This is a genomic window from Pseudomonas sp., from assembly GCF_036404235.1.
In the GTDB taxonomy this organism is placed as follows: Bacteria; Pseudomonadota; Gammaproteobacteria; order Pseudomonadales; family Pseudomonadaceae; genus Aquipseudomonas.
The window spans coordinates 16,249-33,125 of record NZ_DASWOT010000113.1 but is presented as its reverse complement, the minus strand read 5'-3'; the positions used below and the strand labels follow the sequence as shown (position 1 = coordinate 33,125).

12 protein-coding genes and 1 pseudogene are annotated in these 16,877 nt (G+C 57.0%); 8 read left to right on the top strand and 5 right to left on the bottom strand.

Annotation, left to right across the window (positions count from 1 at the left end):
* From VGC62_RS14180 to VGC62_RS14155, 6 genes are all read left to right on the top strand, one after another.
* Positions 1–561 (top strand): RDD family protein (locus tag VGC62_RS14180; protein ID WP_331187714.1); only part of this gene is annotated, 561 nt, incomplete at its 5' end.
* Between the two features lie 13 nt (positions 562–574).
* Positions 575–1,555, top strand: a complete 981-nt coding sequence (locus VGC62_RS14175) for a stage II sporulation protein M (RefSeq protein WP_331187713.1) — start codon at positions 575–577, stop codon at positions 1,553–1,555.
* The gene (locus VGC62_RS14170; protein ID WP_331187712.1) at positions 1,542–3,140 is read left to right on the top strand and encodes a DUF4129 domain-containing protein; all 1,599 of its coding nucleotides are present in this window, start codon (positions 1,542–1,544) and stop codon (positions 3,138–3,140) included. The genes VGC62_RS14175 and VGC62_RS14170 overlap by 14 nt, the downstream gene beginning before the upstream one ends.
* The gene (locus VGC62_RS14165) at positions 3,137–4,354 is read left to right on the top strand and encodes a DUF4350 domain-containing protein (protein WP_331187711.1); all 1,218 of its coding nucleotides are present in this window, start codon (positions 3,137–3,139) and stop codon (positions 4,352–4,354) included. Before VGC62_RS14170 ends, VGC62_RS14165 begins: the two co-directional genes overlap by 4 nt.
* Positions 4,355–4,452: 98 nt before the next feature.
* Positions 4,453–5,415 (top strand): MoxR family ATPase, encoded by a 963-nt coding sequence (locus VGC62_RS14160; protein WP_331187715.1) that lies wholly within the window; start codon positions 4,453–4,455, stop codon positions 5,413–5,415.
* Positions 5,412–6,767: a DUF58 domain-containing protein gene (locus VGC62_RS14155; RefSeq protein ID WP_331187710.1), complete on the top strand. Its 1,356-nt coding sequence runs from the start codon at positions 5,412–5,414 to the stop codon at positions 6,765–6,767. The genes VGC62_RS14160 and VGC62_RS14155 overlap by 4 nt, the downstream gene beginning before the upstream one ends.
* Before the next feature lie 12 nt (positions 6,768–6,779).
* Here VGC62_RS14155 and VGC62_RS14150 read toward each other — a convergent pair whose 3' ends face one another.
* Positions 6,780–7,139, bottom strand: coding sequence for a PilZ domain-containing protein (locus tag VGC62_RS14150; RefSeq protein WP_331187709.1), 360 nt, complete (start codon positions 7,137–7,139; stop codon positions 6,780–6,782).
* A gap of 296 nt (positions 7,140–7,435) precedes the next feature.
* Positions 7,436–7,810, bottom strand: a complete 375-nt coding sequence (locus VGC62_RS14145) for a tetratricopeptide repeat protein (protein WP_331187708.1) — start codon at positions 7,808–7,810, stop codon at positions 7,436–7,438.
* Between the two features lie 177 nt (positions 7,811–7,987).
* Between VGC62_RS14145 and pyk the strand changes: the two genes are divergently transcribed.
* The gene (pyk, locus tag VGC62_RS14140; protein WP_331187707.1) at positions 7,988–9,439 is read left to right on the top strand and encodes a pyruvate kinase; all 1,452 of its coding nucleotides are present in this window, start codon (positions 7,988–7,990) and stop codon (positions 9,437–9,439) included.
* Positions 9,440–9,666: 227 nt separating this feature from the next.
* Here pyk and VGC62_RS14135 read toward each other — a convergent pair.
* Positions 9,667–10,599: pseudogene (locus VGC62_RS14135) on the bottom strand (iron-sulfur-binding ferredoxin reductase); the annotation flags it as partial.
* On the bottom strand, positions 10,592–11,698 hold the full coding sequence (locus VGC62_RS14130) for a diguanylate cyclase (RefSeq protein ID WP_331187706.1): 1,107 nt from the start codon (positions 11,696–11,698) through the stop codon (positions 10,592–10,594). The pseudogene VGC62_RS14135 and the gene VGC62_RS14130, both read right to left, overlap by 8 nt.
* A gap of 423 nt (positions 11,699–12,121) precedes the next feature.
* Between VGC62_RS14130 and VGC62_RS14125 the strand changes: the two genes are divergently transcribed.
* The gene (locus tag VGC62_RS14125; protein WP_331187705.1) at positions 12,122–13,639 is read left to right on the top strand and encodes a fumarate hydratase; all 1,518 of its coding nucleotides are present in this window, start codon (positions 12,122–12,124) and stop codon (positions 13,637–13,639) included.
* Positions 13,640–13,716: 77 nt separating this feature from the next.
* Here the strand turns inward: VGC62_RS14125 and VGC62_RS14120 are convergent, their stop codons facing one another.
* Positions 13,717–16,602, bottom strand: coding sequence for an RHS repeat-associated core domain-containing protein (locus VGC62_RS14120; RefSeq protein ID WP_331187704.1), 2,886 nt, complete (start codon positions 16,600–16,602; stop codon positions 13,717–13,719).
* Between the last annotated feature and the right edge of the window lie 275 nt (positions 16,603–16,877).

Here is a 16,877-nt window from a genome sequence, read left to right as displayed (position 1 = left end):
CTTGGCGCGTTGTTCCTGCTACTTAGCCCCTTCGACACATTCGGCATGGGGCTTGGGGCCCTTGCGCTATTTCTCGTGACCTGGTGGTACATGGTGCTGTTCGAAGTCCTGAACCAGGGACGCTCGCCCGGAAAACACATCATGGGCCTGCGTGTGGTACACGACGACGGCACACCCATAGGCTGGCCCGCCTCACTGCTGCGCAACCTGTTGCGCTTCGTCGACATGCTGCCGTTCGGTTATAGCGTTGGCGCGTTCACCTGCCTTCAGCATCCACTGTTCAAGCGCCTTGGCGATCTGGCGGCCGGCTCTTTGGTGATTTATCGCGACACACCCATCGAACGTCCTGATCTGCCTGATGCCGAACCTGTGATTACACCGGTCGCCATGACGCTGGATGAACAACGCGCCATGTTGTCCTTCGCCGAACGTCAGCCAGGATTATCGCCAGCCAGAACCCAAGAGCTGGCGCTGATTCTGGCCCAGCCACTAAAGATATCGCCGGATCATGCCGTCGAGCGATTGAATGGAATCGCACGTGGATTGTTGGGGCCAACATGAAGTTGCAGTCAGCATGAAACAAAGCCAGTTCGAAGCCCGCCATCAGCAAGACTGGCAGTGTTTTGCCGAGCGCTTGGACACGCTTGAACGCAGCCGAGGCACCGTGCAAGCCAGCGAAACGTTTGCCTGCGACTATCGACGCATTTGCCACCATCTGGCCCTGGCGCAGGAGCGGGGATACAGCAGTCACCTGATCGACCCTTTGCATCAACTGGCGATGCGCGGCCACCAACAGCTTTATCGCCACCACAGCCAGTTCGGCACGCAATTAATCGGCTTCCTGCTGGCAGGGTTCCCGCGACTGGTGCGTGCCGAATGGCGCTGCGTAATGATTGCCGGCCTGTTGTTCTTTGGCAGTCTGTTGCTGATGGCCATGCTGATGTACGGCTTTCCCGATCTGGTCTACAGCGTGGTCAGCCCTGCCCAGGTGAGCGACATGGAGACCATGTACGACCCGGCCGCACGACGTATCGGCCAAGCTGTCGAGCGCGAATCGACTGAAGACTGGATGATGTTCGGCTACTACATCATGCACAACATCGGCATTTGCTTTCAGACCTTCGCCAGCGGATTGATCTTCGGGTTGGGCAGTTTGTTCTTCCTGCTTTTCAACGGACTGATGATCGGTGCCGTTGCCGGGCATCTTACCGAGGTTGGCTTCGGTGAAACATTCTGGTCGTTCGTCATTGGTCATGGCGCCTTCGAACTGACTGCCATTTCGTTATCCGGCGCAGCCGGGTTGAAACTGGGATGGGCACTGCTGGCACCAGGCCCGCTGCCGCGCAGCGAAGCCTTGAGGGTCGCAGCAAAAACCAGCATCCGTCTGATAGCGGGAGTGATTGTGTTTCTGTCGATCGCCGCTTTTATCGAGGCCTACTGGTCATCCATGAGCTGGCCAGCGCCGCTGACCAAATACCTGGTGGGCGCGGTACTCTGGACACTGGTCGCCTCTTATTTGATCTTTGCCGGACGCTCCCCCCATGCGCCTGACTGACGCCAGCGTTGTCATCCGCCCGCGTAACCCATGGGAAGCCATCGATCTTGGGGTGTTGCTGGCACGTAAACATCGCGGCTTGCTGATGAGCAGTTGGGCCATCGTCACGCTGCCAGTATTTACCCTGCTCAGCCTCGCGCTGTGGGATTACCCATCGCTGGCGATCTTCCTGTTTTGGTGGCTGAAACCACTTTATGAACGGTTAACGCTATTGATCCTGTCGCAAGCGCTTTTCGGCGCGACACCCACGCTCAAGCAAGCACTGGGTGCCTGGCCGCGCGCACTCAAACCGCAACTGCTGGCAAGCCTGACCTGGCGCCGCTTTAGCTTAAGTCGCAGTTTCAAACTGCCAGTTCAGCAACTCGAAGGGTTGTCCGGCTCCGAGCGAGCGCAACGTATCAGTGTGCTCAGCCAGAAGGACATGCGCGCAGCCCGTTGCCTGACGTCGGTGGGTAGCGCGCTGGAAATGTGTTTTTGGGTCGGACTGATGGTGCTGTTCTATGCACTAATCCCGCAGCAAATCGAAGTCGACTGGTCGTGGAACAGCTTGCTGAACATTGAGGGCGACTGGAACTGGCTTGAGCACCTGACCAATGCTTTTTACGCGCTGGTATTAATCGTGTGGGGGCCGATCTATGTCGCCTGTGGTTTTACCCTGTACCTGAATCGCCGCACAGAACTTGAAGCCTGGGACATCGAACTGGTGTTTCGACGCCTGCGCCAACGTTTGATCGGCAGTGCGTATGCGTTGCTGTTCGGATGCGCCCTGCTGTTCTCGTTGCCGCCCACCTTGGTCATGGCCGACGAATTACCGGACTCGCAGCGCTACAGCTGCCCGCTGCCGCCACTTGATCAACCGCAACCCGATGACACCGTCGCGGCACCCGGCAGCCCTCGTCTGCTGACCCAGCGACTCACCAGCCAGGCCTCTGAAACAGCCGTCAAGTCGGTGCTGGAAAACCCTCCGTTCAAAAACCCCAAGACCGTTTCCGGCTGGCGCATTGCACAACCACAGGACGCCGCCAGGGCGATAAAGCACAGCGACTCCCCTGCTTGGCTGGTCAGCTTGTTGTACGGCCTGATGGCCGTCGCCGCGCTATTGGCCAATGTCTTCGAAGTCTTGCTGTGGAGCGCTATCGCAGTGTTGGTGGTCTGGGTGGCATGGCAATACAGACGCTGGATCGGCGCTTTCGTCAAAAAACACGAACACAAGACAGCTCCCCGTCCTACGACACCACAACAATTGTTCGGTTTACAGGTCGGCGCCGAAAGCCTGCCAAACGATGTCGCCGCCAGCGTCGAGAAACTTTGGCCGCAACAACCGCGCGAGGCACTGAGCCTGCTCTACAGAGCGCTGCTCAGCCGGCTAATCACCGATTATCACTTGCCGCTCAAAAATGCCGACACCGAAGGCCAGGTGCTTGAACGGATAACCACTCTTGATCAGCCACTGCAGGATTTCAGTCAAAAGCTGACCGACCATTGGCAGAATCTTGCTTACGGGCATCAGTTGCCACCCACCGATGTACAGCAAGAACTGTGTGACGGCTGGCGGCGATTGTTTGCGACCAGAGGATCAGCATGAGTCGCCGAATCCTATGGTGGATCGGGCCGCTGGTACTGGTCGTGATTGCTGCCGTTGCCATGCTGCTGTTCCAACAGCTGGAACATTACCAGGAGGTCATTGATCAAGGCCCCTCTCCAAAAGCCCAGGCCAATCCCTATCTGGCCGCGCAACTATTCCTTGATCAGCGTTCGATTCCAGTGAAAGTGATCGAGACGCTGCACGGTCTTCCAGCCACTCAACAGCAAACGCAAACCCTGTTGCTATTGGATACCCGCGAAAACATGACACCCGCAGAGGTCGAGCGAGTGCTGGCCTGGACACGCTCCGGCGGCCGACTGGTGTTCGTCGCAGAACAATTGTGGGATGAAAAAAAGGGCCGCAGCGGCGACCTGTTGCTCGATCAGATACAGATTCATCAATTCCTCACCCGTGATCTGCGCGAGCAGGATCGACGTCGGGAACAGGAGATGATCAAGCCGGTCATTCCCCTGAGCGCCGACCTCGCGAACACCTCGAAAACACCGTGGCCGGAACTGACGCGTTTGTACGTGGAACATGAAACTGATCCGGCTTACATGAGTTTCGATCCAGCGTTTCATCTGGACGACCCTCAGGACCAGGCGCAATCCTGGGCCAACAGCGCCGACGCCACGCACATGCTGCAAATGGTTTATGGCAACGGGCTGATCACCGTCCTTACCGATGCCGACCTGTGGAAAAACCGCGCGATCGGCAAATACGACAACGCCTGGCTACTGTGGTACCTGACTCAAGACAGCGCAGTGACCCTGCTCTTGCGCACTGAGCACGCAGACGTGTTCAGCCTGTTGGTGAGATATTTTCCACTGGCGCTGACTGCGCTGGTATTGCTGACGCTCATGGCATTGTGGCGCGTCGGAATGCGGCAAGGTCCCTTACAGCCAGCACCCGAACGGGCGCGACGGCAATTGGCCGAACACCTGCGCGCCAGCGCCGACTTCATGCTCAGGCGCAAAGGACAGCAAGCTCTGTTGCGTAATCTGCAAACAGACATCCTGCGCCGGGCCCGCCAACGCCATCCAGGTTTTGACGGGTTGGGCATTGCCGAGCAGTGGCAGACCGTTGCACGCCTGACACGTCAACCGACCAGCGCTGTCGGCCAGGCTCTGCGGCCGCGCCCGAACGAACGCCTTTCGCGAACCGAATTCATCCGTCAGGTTGCCTACCTGCAAACCCTCAGGAATGCCTTATGAGCGATCACCCGACAGACCCGACGAATAGCGAAGATACCGCTACCGATACCGCCCACGAATCTGTTGCGACCGATGCCGCCGCGTCGACCAGCAGCCCGATGCAGCAGCGTCAACGTGCCATTCACCTGGTGCAAGCTATTCGCCACGAATTACAAAAGGCCGTGATCGGCCAGAATGCTGTCATCGACGACGTGCTGACAGCACTCATCGGCGGTGGTCATGTACTGCTTGAAGGTGTGCCCGGACTAGGCAAGACGCTGTTGGTCCGAGCGCTTGCCCGCTGTTTCGGCGGCGAGTTCGCGCGCATCCAGTTCACCCCCGATCTAATGCCCAGCGATGTCACAGGTCATGCGGTGTACGACATGCACACCGAACAATTCAAACTGCGCAAAGGCCCGATTTTTACTCATCTGCTGCTCGCCGACGAAATCAACCGTGCGCCTGCCAAGACCCAGGCCGCCTTGCTGGAGGCGATGCAAGAACGTCAAGTCACCCTTGAAGGCCGAGCGCTGCCGGTTCCACAGCCTTTCATGGTATTGGCGACGCAGAACCCCATCGAACAGGAAGGCACTTACCCGCTGCCCGAAGCCGAACTTGACCGCTTCATGCTCAAGCTGCGCCTGGATTACCCCGACGCCGCGCAAGAATTGGAAATGGTCCGCCAGGTCAGCAAATCGACACGCTCCGACATGCTCGACGTACAGCCGCTGCGCACGCTTGTACACGCCAAGGATGTGCTGACCCTGCAACGCATTGCTGGCGATTTGCCGATTGATGAGCATGTCCTCGATTATGCGGTACGCCTGGCACGCAGCACGCGAACATGGCCAGGGCTGACCCTCGGTGCCGGGCCGCGTGCGTCCATCGCACTGGTTCGAGGCGGTCGCGCCCGGGCATTACTGCGCGGCGGTGAGTTTGTAATACCTGACGACATCAAGGGGTGTGCGCTGGCGGTGTTGAGGCATCGGGTCAGGTTATCGCCCGAGCTCGATATCGAAGGGCTTTCGGTTGATCAGGTCCTCAAGCAACTGCTCGATCAGGTTCCGGCGCCCCGTCAATGACGCAGATGCTCAGGCCGTCCCCGCGCTTGCTTCGTAGCCTCGCTCTGTTGCTGGGCTTGGCGGTGTTGCTGGGGATATTGGAATCGCTTGGCCATGGCCCCACGACAAAACTCGCCGGGGTGTTCTGGACCTTGTTGTTTTTACTGGCGCTGGCCTGTGCGCTGGATGCCTTCTGGCTGTGGCGTCTGCCGTCGCCGCGCGTGCAGCGTCAGTTGTCTGGCAGCCTCGCGCTAGGGCGCTGGAGCGAAGTACGCATCGACATTCAGCACGACTACCCACGAATGCTGCCGTTGAACCTGTTCGATCACGGCCCAGCCGGCCCAGGTAACCGCTTCGATGTGGAGAACGCTGCACAACGTATCGTGCTGCGCCCCAACCGGAGCGCTCAGTTGAGCTATCGCCTGCGTCCCACCAGCCGCGGTGATTTCACCTTTGAACGGATTGAAATCAGCCTGCCCAGCCCCTTGCGATTATGGACTTCGCGCCGTTACTTGCCGGTCGCCAGCGCAGCTCGGGTTTACCCTGACTTCGCACGCCTGAAAGGCGGTCAATTGTTGGCTGTGGATAACTGGCTGAGCCAGCTGGGTGTGCGCCAACGACAGCGCCGGGACATTGGTCTGGAGTTCAACCAGCTTCGAGAGTTTCGCGAGGGCGACAGTCTGCGCCAGATCGACTGGAAAGCCACCGCCCGTCAGCGCACACCGATTGCCAAGGAATATCAAGACGAACGCGATCAGCACATCATTTTTATGCTCGACTGCGGTCGGCGGATGCGCAGTCAGGATGGCGAGCTGACGCACTTCGATCATGCGCTCAATGCATGCCTGCTACTTAGCCACGTGGCATTGCGCCAGGGTGACGCGGTGGGATTATCAACTTTTGCCGCCGAGCACAATCGCTACCTGGCGCCTGTGAAAGGGTCCGCGCAGTTGAGCCTGCTGCTCAACACGGTGTATGACCTGGACAGCACGCAACGTCCGGCCGATTACAGCGCGGCGGTTCGACAATTACTGGTGCGACACAAACGTCGGGCGCTCGTGGTGCTGATGACCAACCTGCGCGACGAAGACGACGCCGAGTTGTTGAGCGCTGTCAAACAACTGGGCCGCCAGCACCGGGTATTGGTTGCCAGCCTGCGAGAAGAAGTGCTCGACGAACTCCGCCAGACGCCGGTTCAGTCGTGGCAAGAGGCACTGGACTACTGCGGCACCGTGGATTTTCTCAACGCTCGGACAACGCTGCACGAACGATTGATCGCCCATGGCATTCCTGTACTGGATGTGCGCCCAAGCGATTTGGGACCGGAGCTGATCAGTCGTTATTTGAGCTGGAAGAAAGCCGGCACCTTATAAAAGGCGCCGCTATCATGCTGAAGCTTCAAGCGAGTAGAAGCTGAAATAGCGCTGCAACGCCTGAATAAGCTGATGATATTCGATCGGTGCAGCCTGCAACCTGAACCCCGAGTCAAACACTCCCGGCGTTTCATCTTCCTGGCACCACAGACAACTGGCGTTGATATCGATGATGTTCAGGCCGCTCTTGCCGTCGGGCACTTTCAGGCGTAGCTGAAAATCCGCCCCCACAAGTACCGGCAGATCACTGATCAGCATCAAACCCTGTTCGGACACATTGCCAAGACACCCCATCGGCTTATCGGTATACCGATTGAAGACCTGCAGGTAATACGGCAATTGATGACGCTCGATTCGTCTCTCGTTCAGCATTGGACATTCGCCCTGGAATGACCATTGAGCATGGTCGCGCTAGTGCATTGAAATTCGGTCGCACACGAGACTACAAGACGACGTAAACGAGCGAATCTACCTATTTATTACAACAGGGACGTCATCTGACAGTGCAACACTGACTGAAGTCACTCGTCCGGTTATTCGTTTTCGTGATAACCAGAACGCCGTTCGCGCTCCTGGCCTTGGTTGTTTCGACTCCCTGCTTATCGCAGCCTAGCTCAAGATCGTTAGCAAGCGATCTAAAACGATACCGCCCATCCAATCGAGTGTAATCATAGTGAAGCAGGTTTTGTCACAGCCGGCGCTGCACCGCGGTCATGTCCCAGCTGATGCAACGTGTCCATGCGGGCCTGGGCTCTGTACGCATATTCACTGTTCGGGTAATGGGTAATGATGAACTGGTAGGTCTGCATGGCGTCCAGGTACAGCTTCTGCCGCTCAAGGCATTGCCCGCGCAGCATCGACACCTCTGGCTGAACGTAGCGGCGCGAACGGCTTTCCCGTTCGACTTTGGACAGGTTATACATGACCGCATCGCAGTCGCCCTGCGCATAAGCGTGGTTGGCATTGTTCAAATGGCTGTTCATCGACCAACGTGTGCAACCGCCAATAGCGGCCATCACGATTAAAATAATCACGATTCGCATGAGACTCTCCTGTGCTCTGCATTGTATCGGCGTATAGCAAGAATTCTTCAAGGCTGTTTGAGTGCCGATTACCTGCCGTTTGCCCAGTCATCGGGCAGCAAGGTAGTGCAAAGGAACAATGACTACAGCGCCGCAGAGTAGTAGCCTCTCGCTGCGCTTCATTTAAGGAGTTTGTGCATGTCCGTTCGCCGCACCAAAATCGTAGCCACACTTGGCCCTGCAAGTAATTCGCCAGAAGTTATCGAGAAGCTGATTCTTGCGGGCCTGGACGTCGCCCGTTTGAACTTCTCCCACGGCACTCCCGACGAGCACAAGGCTCGGGCAAAGCTGATTCGAGACATTGCCGCCAAGAATGGTCGCTTCGTCGCACTGTTGGGTGACCTGCAAGGTCCGAAAATCCGCATCGCCAAATTCATCAACAAGAAGATCGAGCTGAAAGTCGGTGACAAATTCACCTTCTCCACCAGCCATCCTCTGACCGACGGCACTCAAGACATCGTTGGCATCGACTACCCCGACCTGGTCAAAGATTGCGGTGTAGGCGACGAGTTGCTGCTGGACGACGGGCGAGTGGTCATGCGTGTCGACACGCAAACCGCTGATTCGCTGCATTGCACGGTGACCATTGGTGGCCCGCTGTCCGATCACAAAGGCATCAACCGTCGCGGCGGCGGCCTGACAGCACCAGCACTGACCGAAAAAGACAAGCAAGACATCAAGCTTGCGACCGAAATGGACCTGGATTACCTCGCCGTGTCCTTCCCGCGTGACGCAGCCGACATGGAATACGCACGCAAGCTGCGTGACGAATCCGGCGGTACCGCGTGGCTCGTGGCGAAGATCGAACGTGCTGAAGCCGTTGCCGACGACGAAACCCTTGACGCCCTGATTCGTGCCAGTGATGCCGTGATGGTTGCCCGTGGCGACCTCGGCGTTGAAATCGGCGACGCCGAGTTGGTTGGCATTCAGAAGAAAATCATCCTGCACGCTCGTCGCCACAACAAGGCTGTGATCGTTGCGACGCAGATGATGGAATCGATGATTTCCAGCCCCATGCCGACCCGTGCCGAAGTGTCCGATGTGGCCAACGCAGTGCTCGACTACACCGACGCCGTCATGCTCTCTGCGGAAAGTGCTGCGGGTTCGTACCCTGTCGAAGCAGTTGAAGCAATGGCGCGTATCTGCGTCGGCGCCGAACGTCACCCAACCGGCAAGACCTCCAGCCACCGCATCGGCCAATCGTTCACGCGCTGTGACGAAAGCATCGCGCTGGCAGCCATGTATACGGCCAACCACTTCCCTGGCGTGAAAGCGATTATCGCGCTGACCGAAAGTGGCTACACCCCGTTGATCATGTCGCGCATCCGCTCGTCGGTGCCGATCTATGCGTTTTCTCCGCATCGCGGCACTCAAGCACGTGCGGCCATGTTCCGTGGCGTGTACACCGTGCCGTTCGACCCGGCGGCCCTGCCACCCGGTCAGGTCAGTCAGGCTGCAGTCGACGAACTGCTCAAACGCGGTCTGGTCGAGCAAGGCGATTGGGTCATCCTCACCAAGGGCGACAGCTACCACACCATCGGTGGCACCAACGGCATGAAGATCCTGCACGTCGGCGACCCAATGGTTTAAGACGTTTCAGCAGCAACAAAAAGCCCCAGCTCGCAAGTGAGAGTTTGGGGCTTTTTTTTCGGTAAAAAATGACAGCAGATAATAGGGTCGCTTTTGCTTCTGGGCTGCCCATAGGAGACGGCTTGCGGGCGGGCACGGTGGGCCAGACGATATCGATATGTCTGAACCCATTCGCCATCAAGCCTGCAGGTGAACTGCTCTGAAGCCAGACGCTTGTCCGATCGCACCTTCTGCAGAAATACATCCGCCAGCAGTTGAGTGCGGGGCAATCCAGCGATGTACAAGCGTTTGCAATAACTTTCCACACTGCCGGGAGATCCACACAACAACGCTATGGTGTGACGAGACGTGACCCGCAGCGCAGCCAATGACGCTTGAAAGCCGCTCATCTCGATCAACTCAACCTGTAACTGTGGATGCTCGACTGCCAGCCCACGCAGCGCCTCTGCAAGATAATGCTCACTGCTATCACGCGCCAAATGCACCAAGCGGATTGGGCCCTGATGCTCCTGACGTAGCGCTTCACGCAGCACGCCCCACAACGGGCCGAGTCCGGTGCCTGCCGCCAGGAGCAATAGCGGTCGTTCTTGCCAGTCAGGGTCATATTGCAGCGCGCCGCCACGCAGCTCGCCGAGCCTGACCGGATCACCCATCTTGAACTGCCGGGCGGCATCGACAAATGCACCGGGGCGATGGCAATCCAGATGAAACTCAAGAAACGCGTCTTCGCCGGGCAGGCTTGCCAGCGAATAAGGTCGCGCAACGCCGTTTGAGGTCCATAGCACAAGATGTTGACCGGCCCGATAGCGCAACGGCCGCTCGGGCTGAAGGCGCAAGCGCAGCACATCAGCACTGAGCCAATCCACGCCGACCACTTTTGCCGGCAAACCATCACGCAGCGGGTCGAAGATTTCGACGCTCAAGTCTTCAACCACGCGGCATTGACAGGCCAACCGCCAACCCTGCTCACGCTTGCCGGCGTCCAGTGCCCGCGGTAAGGCATCCAGCGGCTCGCCGGAAATACAACGCACCAGACAGGTGTGACAACTGCCAGCGCGGCAGCTGTATGGCACCGAAATCCCCGCACTGTTCAGTGCATCCAGCAGATTACTGGATGCCATGACCGACCACTGCCGATCACCAACGCGTAACTCAGGCATCGGCGTATTCCCACGAACCACTACAGCGATTGCGGCCATTGTGCTTGGCGCGATACAGCGCCTGATCTGCTCGCTGCAAGGCTTTGTCTAGGTCATTCCCGGTTTCGAGCAGGGTCATGCCAACGGACAAACTCAAGTCCAGCTCGGACAAACCAGCGACCTGCACCCGTTCAAACGCCTGACGAATGCGCTCGCAACAATCGAAAAGTTGCGCGCATGTACAACGCGGGATCAACAGCACGAACTCTTCACCACCGTAACGCGCCAGGATGTCGTCTTCCCGCAGACACTCGATCGCGCTGGCAGCGAACGCTTGCAGCACCCGATCACCTGCGGCATGACCATATACATCGTTGACGTGCTTGAAATGATCAAGGTCTATCAACGCCAGCCCCTGGGTGTAATTACCGTCCATCATTTCCAGCTCAAGCGTAGCGATGCGAAGAAAATGCCGGCGGTTGTAGAGATTGGTCAACTCATCGGTGGAAGCCAGTTCTTCGAGTTGAAACATCATGCCGCGCAGGGTGTCCTGGTGCGCCTGCAACGTCACCCGCCGTTGATGCATGCGATGACGCGAACTCTGCACGAAGCGGGCGTATAAGCACAACCAGCACAGCACGACGAAGAGTACACACGTCTGTAAAGCTGCCAGGTTGGGGTCGTGCAAGCGGTGATTCAGGGCATCCCAAAGATTCACGCCAGCAAAACCCAAGAACGCCAGCAAAGCGCAACGGGTGAATATCTTCGGCGTGAGGTGAAAAAGGCCAAAGAGCAGAATCAACACATAGACAATCAGGAACGTGCCCCGGGCGCTGTCGAACTGACCCAAGAGCCAGGTTTGCCAGCCCAGCGCCAGCAATACCTGAAGTTCAGTCAGACTGGGGTCTTTGAAGCGCCGATTGAAGCCGGATAAAAACGTAATGCCCAGCGCCACCAGCATCAGTAATACAAGAGCGATACTGATCCAGGCCACAGACAACGGCGCCTGATAGCAACCTGTCAATATCGCCACCCAGACAAGCGCAATGACCAGCAAATAGGTGCTGACAGCAAGGGTAAAACGCTTCAGCAAGAGTCGCTGTATGATTTTGTCGGTCACTTGATGCTCATCATGCGTAAAAAGGATCCATCCCGTACAGGCAAGATGCCCCGCAGCACCATCCGATGCTCGCGACTAAACGAGTTCCTATCAGACTAATCGGCAAAGCAGGCAGTCTGCCACTGTAGTGCCTACGCTGAAAATTGACTAATCAATTCTAGTGCTCCAGCTGATCAACCACGGCCCCTGCACCTATCTGCTGCACAAAAAATGGACGACCTTCGACTAACGACTGCCGCACAGCGGGTGTACCCACGCTGACCGCAGGTTATACTTCGGCGCCTTTATTTATGCCGACACCGTCGATGTAGACACTCGGCACGCCTGACTAACGCTTAATCAAGACGATTTCGTCAGACCGTAGCGGTACTGTCGAAAACAGCAAATCGTATGTTCCCGCCAAATCAGAGGAGCGCGCCCCCTATGACCGTGATCAAGCAAGACGATCTGATCCAGAGTGTCGCAGACGCCCTGCAGTTCATTTCCTACTACCATCCCGTTGACTTCATCCAGGCCATGCATGAGGCCTATCTACGCGAAGAATCGCCTGCAGCACGCGATGCCATGGCGCAGATCTTGATCAACTCGCGCATGTGCGCGACCGGCCATCGGCCAATCTGCCAGGACACCGGCATCGTCACCGTTTTCGTGCGCGTCGGTATGGATGTGCGCTGGGATGGCGCGACCATGAGCCTGGACGACATGATCAACGAAGGCGTGCGTCGCGCCTACAATCTGCCGGAAAACGTCCTGCGTGCCTCGATCCTCGCCGACCCGGCGGGCGCTCGCAAAAACACCAAGGACAACACTCCGGCAGTCATCCATTACTCCATCGTCCCGGGAAACACCGTGGAAGTGGACGTAGCGGCCAAGGGCGGCGGCTCGGAAAACAAATCGAAGATGGCGATGCTCAACCCGTCCGACTCGATCGTTGACTGGGTACTGAAAACCGTTCCGACCATGGGCGCTGGCTGGTGTCCACCCGGCATGCTCGGCATCGGCGGCACCGCCGAGAAAGCCGCCATCATGGCCAAGCAAGTGTTGATGGACTCCATCGACATCCATGAGCTGAAGAAACGCGGCCCCTCCAACCGTATCGAAGAACTGCGCCTGGAGCTGTTCGAGAAGGTCAACCAACTGGGCATCGGCGCCCAGGGCCTCGGCGGCCTGACCACCGTGCTCGACGTAAAGATCATGGATTACCCAACCCACGCAGCTTCGCTGCCGGTGTGCATGATCCCCAACTGCGCCGCCACCCGTCACGCGCACTTTGTGCTCGACGGTTCCGGCCCTGCTTCGCTGGAAGCACCACCGCTGGACGCCTACCCGGAGATCGTCTGGGAAGCCGGCCCGTCGGCGCGCCGCGTCAACCTCGATACCCTGACCCCCGAAGACGTACAGAGCTGGAAGCCGGGCGAAACCGTCCTGCTCAACGGCAAAATGCTCACCGGTCGCGATGCCGCGCACAAGCGCATGGTCGAGATGCTGAACAGGGGTGAAACACTGCCCGTGGATCTCAAAGGTCGTTTCATCTATTACGTGGGTCCGGTCGATCCGGTACGTGACGAAGTAGTAGGGCCTGCCGGTCCGACTACCGCCACGCGCATGGACAAGTTCACCCGTCAGATCCTTGAGCAAACCGGCCTGCTGGGCATGATCGGCAAATCCGAGCGCGGCCCAGCCGCCATCGAAGCGATCAAGGACAACAAGGCTGTTTACCTGATGGCTGTCGGTGGCGCTGCCTACCTCGTCGCTCAGGCGATCAAGAAGTCGCAAGTGCTGGCATTCCCTGAACTGGGCATGGAAGCGATCTACGAGTTCGACGTCAAAGACATGCCGGTGACCGTTGCAGTCGACAGTAAAGGCGAGTCGGTACACATCACAGGTCCTGCGATATGGCAGAAAAAGATCAGTGAGAGCCTGGCGGTAGAAGTGCAGTAATCGCCAACACCCAACCAAAAAGCCCGGCGCCAAGCCGGGTTTTTTGCATAAGTCGGGCACAAACTTACGACTCAACATTAAATCCAGTGCGTTGGCTGCGCGCCTCCCTGCTTCAGAAAGACGTTGAGATGACGATCGGCAGAACGCGTACTGGTGATAGTGAAATTTATATTGGGTAGAAATAGCCCCTCTTCTTCGGTCATTGAGGTGATTTCCTGAGCGCCGCCCTGAACGATGAAAAGTACCGGAGAAGTGCTGCCTATGAACTCAGAATCATGAAACTTATTTGTGAAGCTTTTGGCAATGGACTCATCTGGCGTAAAGGCGGTAAACCCACTGGTCCTAATCACAACTCCCTCCCTGAAATCCTCAACATGCTTGACTCTGCCCCCCCGATAGAGCTCGCCGCTCATGACATTGCCCAAGGATGCAGTAAACAATCTCGCCATTGAATCGGCCTGCCCCTCATACTTCCCTAACATCTTGATGGCGGGGTCGAACATACCACTCCTACGCGTATGTGTAAGCTTCACCGTCGAGTCGCCATTATTTGTAGAAAGCTCGGCCAGCGCGTTGCCTCCAGCGGTTTTAATCGACAAAGGTGCTGTGGCACTCCCAGAAGTAAAACTTCTGGTTGTATCGTTGATGTAGCGAGCTCCCGCGTTTGTCGACCAAAAAATATGCATCCCTTGCTTTTCATTGGGCGTCATTCCAGCACGATCTTCCGCCAGCATTTTTTGCATTGGGAAAAAATTTTCCGCCGCATACTGCCAAACTTTAGGTCCCCATACCGCTGCACTGTAGGCTTTTTCGGTAGTCCCATGAGTCAGCTTCCGAATTTCTCGGTGCATCCAGCTCTGAGTTTCATTGTTCACCTCTTCACGCATGAAGGGACTCAATACACCTTCCGTACTAAATAGCTTAATCGCTGTTTGTTTAGCGACGGCCCTCAGCTTGCCATTCAATTCAACTGGCTGTAGGCCGTGGGAGTCGAATCTGCTGATTGGCTGATTTCCCACCATCGCATATAGATTCAGACCATAAGCAACGCCAGCAGGGTCGGGATTGATCCACCGAAACAGCCAGGACGCGTAATACCGAACGCCGTAGTAGTAAAGCCCGCTCAGGTCCCGCTCCTGGCCTGAATAACGAACCGTTTTGTACTTGGCTTCAATCGCGTTGCGACCTGCCCACCAGGATGTCCCGCCGAACGGATAATAACTTTCCTGACTGATGAGATTGGCCGCGTCATCCAACTCCAGGGTACTGGAACCCAAGTGATCGCTCAGGCTATAGCGCAGTTGGTCATTGCTCAGACCGGGGGGTTTGCCGTCAACCCAATGTAATACCCGCACGTTATTACGCCCTGCCGACACGCTTATCACGTGTAGGTTTTCTCCGGTCGCCGTATCGGTGCGAACTTCCAGCCCCGGCAAATAACGGACTTCAGCACGATGAGTAACATTGGCGGCCAAGGTAATCCGTACCTTTCGCTGACGTTGCCCTGACCCGTCGTAGAAGTAACATTCGTAGTCATCCTCACTGGCAGTACGTACAACGGTCGTCACCTGCTGCAACTGATTGCGCAGATCCCAGGTCAATGCCTGTCCTTGCAGCAATTGCCGCAGATTGCCATTGGCGTCAAACCCCGCCGCCAGCTCAGCTTCGCCGCAAGCCTGCCCGTCCACCACCGGCAGGCTTCGATTGCTATAACGGGCGGTGACCTGGCGTCGGGTATAGCCCTGGCTGCCAGCATGGGTCAGCGTTTGCAGGTTGCCTCCCGCGTCGTAGTCGTAGCGCTGGGTGTAATTGGCCATTTGCTCAGGATCAGATGCATGAGTCTGAAAACCTGGCAGAAACGGCCCAATCGTCGCATCGATAGCCTCACGCCCATTGGCTTGGATCAGTTGGTAAAGCGTGTCGTAGACATAGGTACTGATAGGATCAATGGCCTGATTGCGGAAATATCTCGTTGTCTGCACAAAGTCCTCAATGCGCAAAATGTTGCCCACAGGATCGTATTCGTAGCTCAGGTCTTGCAGCGCAGCGTTATCAGCCTTGCGAGCCGTAAGCCGCAGCAGGCGCCCGTCGACAGCGTCGTAAGTATTTGCGGTCATCACCCCATTACCGGCAGTCTCGCTTTGGACCTGACCAAAAGCGTTGTATTGAATGTCAGTGACCAGATCCTGCTCAGCCTGCCCGCTCAGTTGCAGGCGGACATTTTTGAGTGCTCCGGCAACCGAGTTGCCAAAGCGCTGGGTATTTCCCTGAGCATCAGTCTGGCTGAGCACTTCGCCCAAGGGAGTCAAACACCGAAGACTGATCTGGCCGTCCACTGCTTCCAGCAATTTGTCGCGATCCAAATCGGCCAACGGCCAATCCGACGGGCTTGGCGATGCCAGAAAACGCTGCTGCTGCCTGATCACCGCGCCTGTCAGCGCGTACTCCTCAAACCAATGGGCACCCGCAGTATCGTCGTGACGAGCTAATTGACCACAGAGGTTGTGATTGGCCGCATCCGCATCGCTGCCTGCATAACTGAATCGCTCACGGGTACGTGATGGCTCATCCTTGCCCTGCTCATGAATGGCCAACGGACGCAGCACATCGTCAAAATCAGTAGAGGTATGCGTGCCGCGTCCGTCCCAGCGCTCAAGTCCCTGCCCTGCTTCACCGTTCAAACCGACATGCCAACCTGCATCAACACTCTCAGTCGATAACACCATGCCGGATAAACTGAAAACCTGGCTCAGATTGAACGGGGTCACGTCGTCGGTTTGAGCCAAGGCAAACAGCCGCGGATCACGGCTGCGCACCGCAAACCCCGCCTCGCTATAGCATTGCCAGGAAATACGGGCTTCTGATGCGCTGTTCGCCTGCGCCCGACAGAACTGGACAACGCGCGTCGTCAGCCCCCGCGGCTCCCGCACCAGCAGCATTGGGGTGTTTGTATGCATCGACATGGCGATCCCCTATTTCATCAGTGTCAGGAATATTAATATTCTTTTCGACTACCGAGAGACTGTGCCAAGCCTGCCTATCACAAACTCTACAACAGAATGCAATTATCACAACTAACAGTAGCCGCCGTTATTCCCAATCGAACTAATCCCTATAGCAAAATATTCCGAAAGGGCGCCGACGCCATCGACATTCAGGCTCATACGGCATAAAAAAACAACATGAAACAAAATAGCTGTAATGCAATACATATTTATATACCGAGGATCAACTCAGG

What these genes read in the sequence shown, in the direction of transcription:
- VGC62_RS14175 (WP_331187713.1), top strand. Translation starts at nt 575, where the DNA reads ATGAAACAAAGCCAGTTCGAAGCCCGCCATCAGCAAGACTGGCAGTGT.
- VGC62_RS14170 (WP_331187712.1), top strand. Translation starts at nt 1,542, where the DNA reads ATGCGCCTGACTGACGCCAGCGTTGTCATCCGCCCGCGTAACCCATGG.
- VGC62_RS14165 (WP_331187711.1), top strand. Translation starts at nt 3,137, where the DNA reads ATGAGTCGCCGAATCCTATGGTGGATCGGGCCGCTGGTACTGGTCGTG.
- VGC62_RS14160 (WP_331187715.1), top strand. Translation starts at nt 4,453, where the DNA reads ATGCAGCAGCGTCAACGTGCCATTCACCTGGTGCAAGCTATTCGCCAC.
- VGC62_RS14155 (WP_331187710.1), top strand. Translation starts at nt 5,412, where the DNA reads ATGACGCAGATGCTCAGGCCGTCCCCGCGCTTGCTTCGTAGCCTCGCT.
- VGC62_RS14150 (WP_331187709.1), bottom strand. Translation starts at nt 7,139, where the DNA reads ATGCTGAACGAGAGACGAATCGAGCGTCATCAATTGCCGTATTACCTG.
- VGC62_RS14145 (WP_331187708.1), bottom strand. Translation starts at nt 7,810, where the DNA reads ATGCGAATCGTGATTATTTTAATCGTGATGGCCGCTATTGGCGGTTGC.
- pyk (WP_331187707.1), top strand. Translation starts at nt 7,988, where the DNA reads ATGTCCGTTCGCCGCACCAAAATCGTAGCCACACTTGGCCCTGCAAGT.
- VGC62_RS14125 (WP_331187705.1), top strand. Translation starts at nt 12,122, where the DNA reads ATGACCGTGATCAAGCAAGACGATCTGATCCAGAGTGTCGCAGACGCC.
- VGC62_RS14120 (WP_331187704.1), bottom strand. Translation starts at nt 16,602, where the DNA reads ATGTCGATGCATACAAACACCCCAATGCTGCTGGTGCGGGAGCCGCGG.